Source organism: Arenibacter algicola (genome assembly GCF_000733925.1).
GTDB classification, from domain to species: domain Bacteria; phylum Bacteroidota; class Bacteroidia; order Flavobacteriales; family Flavobacteriaceae; genus Arenibacter; species Arenibacter algicola.
This window is the reverse complement of sequence record NZ_JPOO01000003.1, coordinates 2,709,546-2,722,188: the sequence shown is the minus strand read 5'-3', so window position 1 is coordinate 2,722,188 and position 12,643 is coordinate 2,709,546. Positions and strand designations below refer to the sequence as shown.

Genomic DNA, 12,643 nt, shown 5'->3' with positions numbered 1-12,643 from the left:
TCTTATGTTGATCTCCATGACCGAAATATACTAGCAAAATACGGACCTTATGAAGCAAGATAATTTAGGCATTGATGCCCAAAACAAAAAGACCGAAGGGGATATAAATTTTACTCCCGCACGTGCAGCTTGGATGGACTCCCAGATAAGTGATGAAACCAAACAGATTTTGGAACGGGATGCCCGATATTTTTTGCACCAGTCCATGTCCACACCCTGTTTGGATGTCTTACAAAGTTGTGAGGGCCCCTATATTGAAAATATATCAGGAAAAAAATACCTGGATTTCCATGGCAACAACGTGCACCAAGTGGGCTACGCCAATCCACAACTAATTGAAAAAATTATTGAGCAATTAAGGGTTTTACCTTTTTCACCAAGGCGTTATACCAATATACCTGCCATTGATTTTGCCGAGAAATTGGCCTCTTTAATGCCATCAGACCTTAATAGGGTTCTCTTTACACCCAATGGGAGTTCCTCCATAGGGATAGCTTTAAAATTGGCGAGGGCCATTACAGGAAGATTTAAGGTGGTTTCCTTTTGGGATTCATTTCATGGGGCCTCCTTGGATGCCATCAGTGTGGGAGGGGAATCCGTTTTTAGGGAGTCTATGGGGCCTTTAATGCCGGGCGTAGAACGAATTCCCCCTCCAATAACCTATCGTGGGATTTTTGAGGACAATGAGGATAAATGTTTGGAATATTTGGAATATGTGTTTTCCAAAGAAGGCGATATGGGGGCTTTTATTGCCGAAACGATCCGAAATACGGATGTGCAATTGCCCTCCAAAAATTTTTGGAAAAAGGCGAGGGAACTTTGCACCAAATATGGAGTATTGCTGATACTGGACGAAATTCCTATTGCCTTGGGAAGAACTGGTAAAATGTTCGTATTTGAACATTATGATATTGAACCAGATATATTGTGTATCGGCAAAGGATTGGGAGGCGGTATTTTTCCGCAGGCCGCAATAGTTACCAGGGACGAATACAACAAATTTGGAGATATCTCCCTTGGGCATTATACCCATGAAAAAAGTCCGTTGGGCGCAGTGGCGGGTCTTGCTACCATTGCTTTTTTGGAAAATGAAAAAATATTCGACAAGGTAAGGGCAGATGAGAAATATTTGAAATCGTCCTTGGCAGCATTGCAATTAAAATATCCTTTAATAGGGGATGTTAGGGGCAAGGGATTATTGTGGGGCGTGGAACTGGTATTGGATAAAAAAACAAAGGAAAAGGCTATCAATGAGGCGGAAGTGGTCATGTATGAATGCCTTAAAAGGGGCCTTAGTTATAAAGTATCCGCTGGTAATGTACTGCAATTGTCACCAGCACTGACCATTAGTCGAAAGAAACTGAACAAAGCCTTAAATATCCTTGATGAGAGTTTGGCCATTGTACATTCGTAATTAAAATGGTCGAGCATTCTAAGATAAAACCGTCTATTAAATAATAAATAAACAGATGAACATTAAGAGTACAGTAATATTGTTTATTGCCATGGCATTCCATTTAGCGGGTAGTGCCCAAAATGTACAAGAAGAGTTTTTAATTCAACCCTATCTTCAGGATGCGGAGCCCAATTCCATTAAAATTATGTGGGAAACGTCCATGGGTGATGAAAGCATAGTGGAATGGGGATTAACACCAAAACTAGGAAAAAAGACCAAGGGTATTGCCTTTGATATCAATTTTAGTGAATCCCGTATCCATGAGGTTAAATTGGAGGGTCTGCAACGCTTTACAGAGTATTATTACCGTGTAAAAACGGGAAAAATGGTTTCGGATATCTTTCAATTTAAGACCCCTCCTTTTGCCAGTGACCATGAGTCCTTCAAAATTGTGGCGATGAGCGATATGCAAATAGATCATAATAACCCCAATAAGTTTTCCGAAGTAGTCAATGACGGCATTTTGCAATATTTGGAAAAGGAGTTTGGCGGCAAGCTTCCCAATAATTTGGCCATGGTGATGATTCCTGGCGATCTGGTGGAGAATGGCACCAAATATTACCAGTGGAAGGAACATTTTTTTAATCCTGCCGAAAAATTGTTTGCAGAGGTGCCCGTCTACCCGGTATTGGGGAATCACGAAAAGAACTCGGTATTTTATTTTAAATATTTCAGTCTTCCCGAAAACGGTACACCTGCCTATGCGGAACATTGGTGGTTTAAGGATTACGGGAATACCAGGATTATTGGGCTCAATTCAAACGATGGCTATAATAACAGTAGGGACCAGTATGAATGGCTGCAAAAGCTCTTGGACGAAACGGCCAAAAACGAGGAGGTTGATTTTGTTTTTGCCCAATTGCACCATCCACACAAATCCGAACTTTGGATTCCGGGCGAAGAGGATTTTACCGGAAAAGTGGTGGCCCTTTTGGAGGCATTTACCACCAAGACAGGGAAGCCCAGTATTCACTTTTTTGGGCATACCCACGGCTATTCCAGGGGTCAGTCCAAGGATCATAAACACTTATGGATCAACGTTGCCTCTGCAGGAGGTGCCATTGATAATTGGGGAGAATTTGAAGGCAGGGATTACGATGAATTTACGGTAACCCAGGACGAATATGGTTTTGTGATGGTGGAAGTTGATGCCAGCCAGGAAGACCCTAAGTTTACCATTAAAAGGATTAGTCAGGGGAACGAAGAATTGGAACGCAAAAACGAACTCAGGGACAGCCTTGTAATATTTAAAAACAAAAGAAAACCTGGGGTTCCCAGTGTTATCTCACCCAATAACGAAACGGTCGATTTTACGGGAACTATCCTAAAGGCAGGGGATTTCAACAGCAGCTTTAGCAATGCTTTCCATGCGGCCTCCCATTGGCAGATAGCAGAGAGCAATGACTTTGAAAAGCCAATTTTTAACAGCTGGAAACAATTTGAAAATTGGTACTACAAGGAAAATCGGCAAAAGGACGATGACCTAACAGATGAAAAAACAAACAGATTAAAATCCGGAACCACCTACTACTGGAGGGTGCGCTACCGCGACCAAAATTTAAATTGGAGCGATTGGTCAACTACCGCTACATTTAAGACCAACAATTAGTTATAATTCATAAAAAGTATAGATATGAAGAAAACCGTTAACACCGTTCTATGTGTGATCCTTTTTGGTTTTTTTGGTCCACTTGCCGCCCAAAGTAAGGAAGCTCCCAATGTAATATTGATTACTATGGACGGTTTCCGATGGCAGGAACTATTTTCAGGGGCGGATTCCCTATTGGTCGCAAACAAGGATTATGTTGGCGATACTACGGCATTGAAATCCCGCTTTTGGAGGTCGACCCCAGAAGAAAGAAGATCGTTGTTAATGCCATTTTTTTGGAACGAAGTGGCAGAAATGGGTCAACTATACGGCAATAGGTTTAAGGGCAGTATGGTAAACTTGACCAATACCATGTGGTTTTCCTACCCTGGATATAACGAGATTTTAAGCGGTGAAGCAGATGATAGTCGCATTACCAGCAATAAGAAGATAAACAATCCCAATACAACCATTTTGGAACGGGTAAATAAATTACCTGGGTATAGGGGGAAGGTGGCTGCTTTTGGAAGTTGGGACGTATTTCCATATATAATAAATGAGGAACGATCGGGGGTACCGGTGAATGCTGGATTTGACATTGCAGAGGGAGCAAATCTAAGCCCGCGTGAAGAATTCCTGAATCAGTTGCAACCACAGGTACCTAGTCCTTGGGGAACGGTACGTTTGGATGCTTTTACACATCATTTTGCCTTGGAGCATATGAAAAAAGAACATCCAAAATTGGTATATATCTCCTATGGAGAAACTGATGATTTTGCCCATGACGGAGATTATGAGGCTTATTTAAAATCGGCTCACAATACTGACGGATTGATCAAGGAATTGTGGCAGTTTGTTCAGGGGGATGATTTTTACAAAGACAACACTACCTTTATTATAACCACGGATCACGGTAGGGGTACCCAACCCTTGGAAACATGGAAAAGCCATGGCGGTGATATTGCGGGTGCAGATGAAGTATGGTTAGTAGCATTTGGGAAAGAAGTAAGCACTTTGGGCGAAATTACTTCTCAGGAAAAGTTATATACCAATCAAATAGCTCCAACAGTATTAGAGGCTATGAAGCTCCAATTAAAAGATCATGATTTTGAAGGAGAGTCTATTTCGCTTTATACCAAATAGTGGTTTCCAATAATAGGGTACTTCAAATAATCGATTGAGCTAAAAAAATATCCTAGGATAGATTCCGTCCTAGGATATTTTGTTCTTATACCTCCGACAAAGAAAGTGCCTCTATGTCCTGTTTAAAGCCTTCCAATGTTTCTAGCCCTTGTGTCAATTCCTCTAGAACAGCAAGCTTTACATCTTCAAATCGCCCTTTTAAATTTCCAAACAATTGTTGGTAATAGGTGATGCCCTCATTCAAATTATGGGTAAATGTCAATAGGTATTTCTCCTGCTTCTTATTCATAGATTCCCTTGATTCCTCAATTCTATTTTTGAGATAATCCAAGTAGATTCCAAGCTCCTTAATAAACATATGGGGCCTATCGGTTCTGGTAATTACATTGCCACGCCCGTAAATGTGGTCTACCATTTCCTTTAAGGTCATTATTTTGGAATAATAGGCCATATTGGGCCCTGGGCAGATGGAAACTCCAGTTCCTTCTGTTTTGGTATCCAAGCCATAGGCCAATAAGGCTGAGGTGCCAAGACCTACACAGGTACATGATTTCTCTGTTATTTTATTGAATTTTCCGGTATATTCCTTTTCGGTTAAATCCAGTGCATCCAGTTCCTTAATTCTTAAATGCTGGTATTGCCTTGAGGCAGTGCAAAGCCCTTTCTCGGAATAGTCTTTGTTCAAGGCTACAAATTTCTTAGGACAGGAACTTCCCGGGCGATCCTTGTCTATGTTTTTAAACTTTTCCATATCCTTGGTGTTTCCACGAAGGTTATGGAAGGGTACTCCCAATGGGGATATATCACTCAGGTACAAATCCTCTTCTTTGGCGGCAACCAATTTATCCAAGGTAGCCTTGTCAACAGTTGTGGCCTCAGGAACCAAGAGAAATGGGGTTCCCCAACCAACAGAATCCACCTTGTAATGATCCATTAAAAATTGGTGTTCCTCTGCGGTACCCACACCTCCTTGGGCAGTTATTTTTAAGGATAGATTTTGTTTGGGTACTTCGCGGCCCTTGTTGGCTAGTGCCGGAATTAAAATATCGTGGATTTCATTTATATAGGCTTGTTTATTGTCCCTGAACTCGGCCATAATAGGACCCATTAAATAACCATCTGTAGCAAAGGCATGTCCTCCACAATTTAGCCCGGATTCTATCCTATATTCCGATACCCAAATCCCTTTTTTGGCCAGAAACTTGCCTTGAATCAGTGCAGATCTATAATCACTTACCTTTAGGACTATTTTCTTTTTAATGTTGCCATTCCCATCTGGAAAAAAATCATCGAAATTTTCCATATAACTATAAAGTCGGGGGTTCATCCCAGCAGAAAGGATTACGGAGGAATTAAGGTCGCTATTGGCATATCCGCGCAAGGCTGCATGGGCATCATTAAATTCGGTGGGGAGTTTGTCATTTTTTGTATAATTGTCCTTGTCCACTTTGGTCATAATATTGACATCGATGCTGCCCATATACAAATTCTCCTTCAACCATTTTTTAATTTCCGCGACACTGAAATCGCCGGAAGTAAGATTTTCAAATTCTTCCTTTAGATGGGAAGCATTAGGCAGTAGACTTAAATATTCCTTTATTTCTTTTGCTGTTTCATGGGCAGAATTAATCAGGTCCGTAAATTTTTTTTGCGCCACATCATTGATCAAGTTGAGATAACTGGTAATTCTTTTGGCCCTAAAATCTTCCAATTTGTCTGAAATTTCCTGGTAGGGAAGTTCAAATTTTTCACAGTACATTTTCCTTAATTTTTCAATCAGGATGTCATCGACCAAAGAAATTACAGAATCTATACCTAGGTGGGAAACTTTGAGGGGTGTATCTATGGTAAACCCTATTCCCATAACTGGAATATGAAAGCTATGTTTATTCATTTTAACATTTTTTGTTGTACCGTTCCTATGTCACTACTGCAATCGCAACAGAGGTTGCCATTTATAGGATACCTTCTAGTTGCAGGACAGTTCAAATATGAATCGACAAATTTTAGAAGAAAGGAGTTCTTAGAATATGATAATTATCAGGAAATGGATAAAATATACAACTGGTGTTCAGGGGCTTGGGAGATATAGCTATTCTAAGGAGACCGAAGCTTTTATTTTTGGTAATGTTAGCTTGAAGTTTAGTTAACTTCTGGTCGGGTTATTAATACGATTTTTGTCTCGAAAAGTTTGAGTTAGTATTAGTTTGAGTTAGTCTAGTTGAAGAGCTGGTGCATTGCACCAGCTTTTTTTTCATTACCTAAAGAGGATTAGAAATGCCCCTACTGCGGTAAGGACCAAAATCATTTTTCGATAGAATTGTTCTTTTATAATTTTCACCAAACGCACCCCTACAATGATTCCGAGAACAATTCCTGGAACCAATTTTAAATTTATGAGCAAGGTCTCCGGGGTAATGGTCTTCCAAATGAAAATATGGAAGGGCAGTTTAAAGATATTTACTATAAAAAACAGCCAAGCCGCGGTTCCAATAAATTCGTTCTTCGGCAGCCTCATGGCCAAAAAATAAATATTCGAAAAGGCTCCGGCCAAATTTCCTATCATGGTCGTAATCCCTGCCATGGTCCCTATAAAACCGGCAAATGCCCAATGGGTAGGAACGTTTTTAGATTTTTTTCTGTCCCACCAATACATCATTATAACCGTTCCCAAAATAATAACGGACATGCTGATCTTAAAGGTTTTTTCAGGCAAATCTTTCCCTATGGCCGTGCCTATGAGTATGCCCAGGATCATCCAGGGCAAAAAGGCAACTATATACTTCCACTGTGCATGTCTATTGTAGTAAATTACGGCGAAGGCATCTCCAACAACTAGTAAGGGCACAATTAATCCTGTGGATTCCTTGGCCCCGAAAGCCAAGGCCATTAAGGTAACATTGATGATAGCAATTCCTTTAATCCCAGCTTTGGAAATTCCTATAACAAATGCTGCGGTTAGAGCAAGTGTCCAAGCCGTTATGGTGATATCTGGTGTTGTTGAGAGAATCATATGTGACATTTAGCGAACAAAGGGCAAAAGTATCCCAAAAAAAATTATCTTTAGTTCTTATTCTCAAACCAAAACCAAACTGATGGAATTAAGTACCCTCGATTACAGTTTTATTGTTGTCTTTTTCTCAATCGTTTTATTTATCGGTATTTATGTCTCCAAGAAATCCGGGGCCAGTTCTTCGGAATATTTTCTTTCCGGCAGAACCATGCCATGGTGGTTGTTGGGTCTCTCAATGGTGGCCACGACTTTTTCTACCGATACGCCCAATTTGGTGACCGATATTGTACGTACCAATGGCGTTTCCGGAAACTGGGTTTGGTGGGCTTTTCTTTTGACAGGTTTATTGACTGTGTTTGTCTATGCCAAACTTTGGAGGAAATCCAATGTAAATACGGATCTGGAATTCTATGAACTGCGTTATGGGGGTAAACCGGCAAGCTTTTTAAGAAAATTCAGGGCGGTTTATTTGGGGGTGATATTTAATGTGATTACAATGTCTGCAGTTACTTTGGCAGCAATTAAGATAGGCGGTATTATGTTGGGCTTGGAACCATGGGTAACCGTGGTCAGTGCAGGATTGATTACCGTGACTTTTAGTGCCTTGGGTGGATTTAAAGGAGTGGTCTACACAGATTTCTTACTATTCTTTGTAGCCATGGGCGGTGCCATAGGGGCAGCCTACTATTTGGTGAATATTCCGGAAGTTGGAGGTATAACTGCCTTGATGGCCAATGAACATGTAGCGGATAAACTCGCTATTGTGCCCGACTTTAGTAATACCAATGCTTTGATAACCCTATTTATTATTCCGTTGGCTGTGCAATGGTGGAGTTCCTGGTATCCTGGGGCGGAACCAGGTGGTGGGGGTTACATAGCCCAGCGTATGTTGGCGGCGAAGAATGAAAATCACGCTATAGGTGCTACTTTTTTCTTCAACATTATGCACTATGCCCTACGTCCATGGCCTTGGATCTTGGTGGCATTGGCATCTTTGGTGGTATACCCGGACATAGCTAGTATCCATGAGGCTTTTCCAAATGTTGCGGTAGATAAATTAGGTCATGATTTGGCTTATTCCGCCATGTTGACCAAATTGCCCAGTGGATTATTGGGATTGGTATTGGCGTCGCTTATTGCGGCTTATATGAGTACTATTTCTACCCAATTGAATTGGGGATCTTCCTATATTGTTTATGACTTTTACAAACAACAGATAAACCCCAATGCTTCCGAGAAAAGATTGGTTGCCGTTGGTAGATTATCTACAGTTGTATTAATGGTCTTCAGTGCGGCCTTGGCTTTACTTTTGCAGAATGCCTTGCAGTTGTTTGAAGTACTGTTGGTATTTGGTGCCGGAACTGGACTGATCTTTATTTTAAGATGGTTCTGGTGGCGCATCAACGCATGGAGTGAGATTACGGCAATGTTTGCCTCGGGAATCATTTCCATTATCTTAAAATTAACGGCAGTGGGCCCCTTCTTATTTGCTGCTGAAACCGGTGTTTTACCAGATTGGGCGGAATATCCTTTTGTGGTCGTTGTTACTACGATTATTTGGTTGGGGGCAACATATATGACCCAACCGGAATCCAAACAGGTATTGCAGGATTTTTATAAAAAAATTCAACCCGGAGGACCAGGATGGTCAAAAGTGATCAAGGAAGCGAAAGACGAAAAAGTGGAGATTGTGAATACCAAGGAAAAATGGAGTGTTCCCGCTGGTATCACTGCTATGTTGTTGGGTTGCGTATTAATCTACTCCTGCATGTTTGCCACTGGGTATTGGATATATGGAAAAACTACCAATGCACTTATCCTAACCTTTGTGGCCCTGGTGTCCGGATTTTTGTTGGCGAGGGCCTGGAATAAGATGAAGGATCATATTCTGTAAGGGAGAGCATAATATAAAGTAAGTAGGCAAAACTGGGTATGAATATACAGAACAGAATAGTTTCCGTGGATATCTTTAGGGGACTTACCATTGTCCTGATGATATTGGTAAACACCCCTGGGACCTGGTCCCATGTCTACACCCCTTTTTTACATGCTCCCTGGCACGGATATACCCCTACCGATCTAGTATTTCCCTTTTTCCTGTTCATCGTGGGCTGTTCTATTGTTTTTGCTTATCAGCACAAACCGGTAGATACCAGCACTTATAAAAAAATTACCATCAGGGCCTTGAAATTAATAGGTCTGGGTCTATTCTTGGGCGCGTTTACCATTTATTTCCCATTCTTTAAGGATTTTGAAAAAATACGTTTTCCAGGAGTACTGCAGCGAATAGGGGTGGTGTTTTTCTTTGCCTCTGTGCTGTTCATTAATTTCAATTGGAAGACCTTGGTTGGTATATGTGCTTTTCTATTGATAGGATATTGGTTGCTGATGGGGTATGTACCGGTCAACGGAATGGCACCTACCTTTGAGCGTGCCCCGAACAATTTGGCCAATTATTTGGATGTACTTGTATTTGGAAGCCATAGTTATAAGGCAGATTATGACCCAGAGGGCTTATTAAGTACCTTGCCGTCTATAGCAACCGCTTTAATGGGCATTTTTACCGGACTTGTTCTGCGCTCCCAAAAAGCAAAAAAGGAATTGCTCCTTTTAGGGATGGGAATCCTAATGTTGGTCGTAGGCTATGTTTGGGATATATTTTTCCCGATTAACAAGGCGCTATGGAGCAGTAGTTTTGTAATGGTTACTTCAGGTTGGGCCAATATTATATTGGGCCTAATATATTACTTCTCCGATGTAAAGGGAATTAAGTTTGGGAGTATATTTAAATATGCTGGGGCAAATGCTATTGTGCTATATTTTCTTTCCAGTTTTACCAGTAAAATTATGGGCATGATAAAGGTGGACGGAGAAACATCTCTCCATGGTTGGCTTTTTAAAACCGTTTATGTCCAGGATTTTATGTACATGGAGACCTCTTCTTTATTATACGGACTCTCTGTGGTAACTTTTTACGTGATATTGGGTTATATCCTTTACAGAAAGAAAATATTCATAAAGGTCTAATTCAATCCTTTTGGAAGGCCCATTTAATAAATTGGGGAAGGGCGGAGCCCCAAGTCGATAAATCGTGCTTTCCTCCTTCAATTTCTTTAAAGCAAATGTCCCCGGGATAGGAATACCCTTTTAACTGTAATTCGTTTATTACGTCCAAGGTGTCGTCTATGACATCTATTACGCCATTGTTGTTGCGGTCATCAGTTTCTTCTTCGGTACCACATTGAAAAAAGTATTGCAGAGGCGCCCTATGCTTTGAGTTCTTGATCATGTCCAAAGTAATCCTGCTTCTATCCTCCATATCATTTTTTTGGTATGCCTTCTTCCGCCACCAAAAGGAACCGCTAAAAACCCCGACTTTACCAAAAAACTGAGAGTTGTTGAATACAATATCAAAAGCGGAAAGACCTCCTAGGGAAAAGCCACAATAGACCCAGTTTTGTACAGGAGGGGAAACTTTAAATTCTTGGCCCAGGAAGGGAATTAATTCTTCTATGATAAATTTGGAGTATTGCATGGCCTTATTGCCCCTCCCTTTAAAATCTGCCGAAATGGAAGTGCCATACTCATAAAGTCTATTTTGATCGGCTTCTATACCCACAAAAATAAACGGAGTAGTTTTATTGTCCTTATAGGCTTCGGATAGTGTTTTTTCTAAATTCAATCCCACATAATCCTGGCCATCATTCATTAAAAGCACGGAAAATGGAGACTGGGACTCCCTGTAGTTTGGAGGGGCAACCAATCTAAAGGCCACGCTTCTATCTAAATTGAAAGAAAAAACACTTCCTTTTAAACTAATATAATCGCTCGTAAACTGCATCAATTAAACTTCAAATCTTGCAAGTATAACGATTCTTGAAAATAATATTGTACAGAATTGGGGTATTTATTTAGGCTGACTAAGTATATAAGAGTACAGGATAAGTACCTTCTAATTTTCAATGTCTTTTGGGAAGACATTTTTTATCTCCTTATAGATTTCAACACTAGGTTTTTCTTTTGGTGAGAAGTAAATTTTATCTCCATTTGTTTTTGTAAATAGAAGGTATGCTTTACTTTCCGAGTTTAATATCAACTTTACATTCTCCCCTTCCTTGGTCTTAAAATAACCCTTCCTGATGCTGCCAAGAGCAAATCCGTTGGTTTTGGATATAATTTTAGGTAAATGGTCCACAAGGGTTACGGATTCTATATCCGACGCACTTAGAGTTTCCCCATAACTGCCCTTAAACTGGATATTATTTGCGGATATGATTACAGGGTTTTCCTTAAAACCCATGGCAAGGAGTCCAATTACAAGGATTAAGGTTCCTGCAAGAACATAAAGACCAATTTTATTCCATTTGTTGCTGGTACCTTTCCAGTATTTATTGCTTTCCCTCATGAAATATATATAGGCCAGAATGGGATAAACGCCTATAAATATTCCGCTTGCGCTTTCTCCAACGGCATAGTGCAATAAAAGGCCAATAACAATAAAGCTAATTCCCAAGAACAGGTGAAACTTCTTAAAATAAGGGAGATACGATTTTATATCCACCTTTGTCCTTTCTGCCTCGCTCATGCTGTTGTAGACAGAAAGAAGATATTTCGAATTGTTTTCCGTTACAAGAAACGCCATGGTAATAAAAAGAAGTCCAACTCCAATTATTGTATAAAGCATATGCATTTAAACTTATAGCGTTACAGGTGTTTAAATTAGCACAATTTTAATAATAATCCTTCTTTGCAAACTGGAAACTATATAAATGTAAAACATATACTAACCTCTGATTTCCAGTAATCTGGAAACGTACTTGCCTATGACATCAAACTCCAGGTTAACCCGTGTCCCTATAGTGTAGCTTCCAAATCGGGTATGTTCATAGGTGTAGGGGATTATGGCCACGCTAAAACTGCTTTTTTGGGAATCCACAACTGTTAAACTTGTTCCGTCTATAGTTATGGATCCTTTTTCAATAGTAACGTTATTTTGCTTTGGATCATAACTGAAAGTAAAAAACCAGCTACCATCCTTTTCTTCTATATTGATACATTCCCCTGTTTGGTCTACATGGCCCTGTACAATATGTCCGTCCAGTCTGGATCCTAGCACCATGGCACGTTCCAAGTTTACAAGATCTCCTTCAAGAAGATCGTTCAAGTTGGTTTTTTCCAAGGTTTCCTCAATGGCGGTTACGGTATACTGATCAGCGGCGATTTTTACGACTGTAAGACATACTCCATTATGAGCAACACTTTGGTCTATTTTTAGTTCTTGGGTAATATTAGAGCTTAAGGTAATATGAAGATTGCCACCCTCTTTTTCCAATTTCTTTACTTCTCCCAAAGTTTCAATAATCCCAGTAAACATGTGTCGTTTTTATTAAGTAGTTTTGTGTTGTAAATTTAGGAGTTTATTTCATATTAAACGAAAAGACAA

The 12,643-nt window shown here is 40.2% G+C and carries 10 protein-coding genes; 5 read left to right on the top strand and 5 right to left on the bottom strand.

Annotated features, from left to right (window positions below; all coding sequences use genetic code 11):
• Positions 1–49 precede the first annotated feature (49 nt).
• From pbfA to U735_RS0122365, 3 genes are read left to right on the top strand one after another with little or no spacing between them, the layout of a single operon-like run.
• Positions 50–1,414 carry a (R)-1-hydroxy-2-aminoethylphosphonate ammonia-lyase gene (gene pbfA, locus U735_RS0122375; protein ID WP_031445952.1) on the top strand — a complete coding sequence of 455 codons (1,365 nt, stop codon included), beginning with the start codon at positions 50–52 and terminating at the stop codon, positions 1,412–1,414.
• 55 nt (positions 1,415–1,469) lie between these two features.
• Positions 1,470–3,065 carry a purple acid phosphatase family protein gene (locus U735_RS0122370; RefSeq protein WP_031445951.1) on the top strand — a complete coding sequence of 532 codons (1,596 nt, stop codon included), beginning with the start codon at positions 1,470–1,472 and terminating at the stop codon, positions 3,063–3,065.
• A gap of 24 nt (positions 3,066–3,089) precedes the next feature.
• Positions 3,090–4,187, top strand: coding sequence for an alkaline phosphatase family protein (locus U735_RS0122365; protein WP_031445950.1), 1,098 nt, complete (start codon positions 3,090–3,092; stop codon positions 4,185–4,187).
• Positions 4,188–4,272: 85 nt separating this feature from the next.
• On the opposite strand, the gene U735_RS0122360 is transcribed toward U735_RS0122365, so the two are convergent.
• Entirely contained in the window at positions 4,273–6,081 is a 1,809-nt protein-coding gene (locus tag U735_RS0122360) for a hypothetical protein (protein WP_031445949.1), read from the bottom strand.
• 363 nt (positions 6,082–6,444) lie between these two features.
• On the bottom strand, positions 6,445–7,200 hold the full coding sequence (locus U735_RS0122350; protein ID WP_031445948.1) for a sulfite exporter TauE/SafE family protein: 756 nt from the start codon (positions 7,198–7,200) through the stop codon (positions 6,445–6,447).
• An 82-nt stretch (positions 7,201–7,282) separates the two neighbouring features.
• Between U735_RS0122350 and U735_RS0122345 the strand changes: the two genes are divergently transcribed.
• Together U735_RS0122345 and U735_RS0122340 are read left to right on the top strand one after the other, a co-directional pair.
• Positions 7,283–9,094 (top strand): sodium:solute symporter family protein, encoded by a 1,812-nt coding sequence (locus U735_RS0122345; protein WP_031445947.1) that lies wholly within the window; start codon positions 7,283–7,285, stop codon positions 9,092–9,094.
• Positions 9,095–9,132: 38 nt separating this feature from the next.
• A complete protein-coding gene (locus tag U735_RS0122340) occupies positions 9,133–10,227 on the top strand; it encodes an acyltransferase family protein (protein ID WP_031445946.1) in 1,095 nt (364 codons plus the stop codon).
• 1 nt (position 10,228) lies between these two features.
• Here U735_RS0122340 and U735_RS0122335 read toward each other — a convergent pair whose 3' ends face one another.
• The 3 genes from U735_RS0122335 to U735_RS0122325 form a co-directional block, all read right to left on the bottom strand.
• Positions 10,229–11,041, bottom strand: a complete 813-nt coding sequence (locus U735_RS0122335) for an alpha/beta hydrolase (protein ID WP_031445945.1) — start codon at positions 11,039–11,041, stop codon at positions 10,229–10,231.
• 111 nt (positions 11,042–11,152) lie between these two features.
• Positions 11,153–11,884, bottom strand: coding sequence for a DUF3784 domain-containing protein (locus U735_RS0122330; RefSeq protein WP_180993999.1), 732 nt, complete (start codon positions 11,882–11,884; stop codon positions 11,153–11,155).
• 99 nt (positions 11,885–11,983) lie between these two features.
• Positions 11,984–12,574, bottom strand: coding sequence for a riboflavin synthase (locus U735_RS0122325; protein ID WP_031445943.1), 591 nt, complete (start codon positions 12,572–12,574; stop codon positions 11,984–11,986).
• Between the last annotated feature and the right edge of the window lie 69 nt (positions 12,575–12,643).

Coding starts and splice junctions, on each gene's coding strand:
- pbfA (WP_031445952.1), top strand. CDS start 50: ATGAAGCAAGATAATTTAGGCATTGATGCCCAAAACAAAAAGACCGAA.
- U735_RS0122370 (WP_031445951.1), top strand. CDS start 1,470: ATGAACATTAAGAGTACAGTAATATTGTTTATTGCCATGGCATTCCAT.
- U735_RS0122365 (WP_031445950.1), top strand. CDS start 3,090: ATGAAGAAAACCGTTAACACCGTTCTATGTGTGATCCTTTTTGGTTTT.
- U735_RS0122360 (WP_031445949.1), bottom strand. CDS start 6,081: ATGAATAAACATAGCTTTCATATTCCAGTTATGGGAATAGGGTTTACC.
- U735_RS0122350 (WP_031445948.1), bottom strand. CDS start 7,200: ATGATTCTCTCAACAACACCAGATATCACCATAACGGCTTGGACACTT.
- U735_RS0122345 (WP_031445947.1), top strand. CDS start 7,283: ATGGAATTAAGTACCCTCGATTACAGTTTTATTGTTGTCTTTTTCTCA.
- U735_RS0122340 (WP_031445946.1), top strand. CDS start 9,133: ATGAATATACAGAACAGAATAGTTTCCGTGGATATCTTTAGGGGACTT.
- U735_RS0122335 (WP_031445945.1), bottom strand. CDS start 11,041: ATGCAGTTTACGAGCGATTATATTAGTTTAAAAGGAAGTGTTTTTTCT.
- U735_RS0122330 (WP_180993999.1), bottom strand. CDS start 11,884: ATGCTTTATACAATAATTGGAGTTGGACTTCTTTTTATTACCATGGCG.
- U735_RS0122325 (WP_031445943.1), bottom strand. CDS start 12,574: ATGTTTACTGGGATTATTGAAACTTTGGGAGAAGTAAAGAAATTGGAA.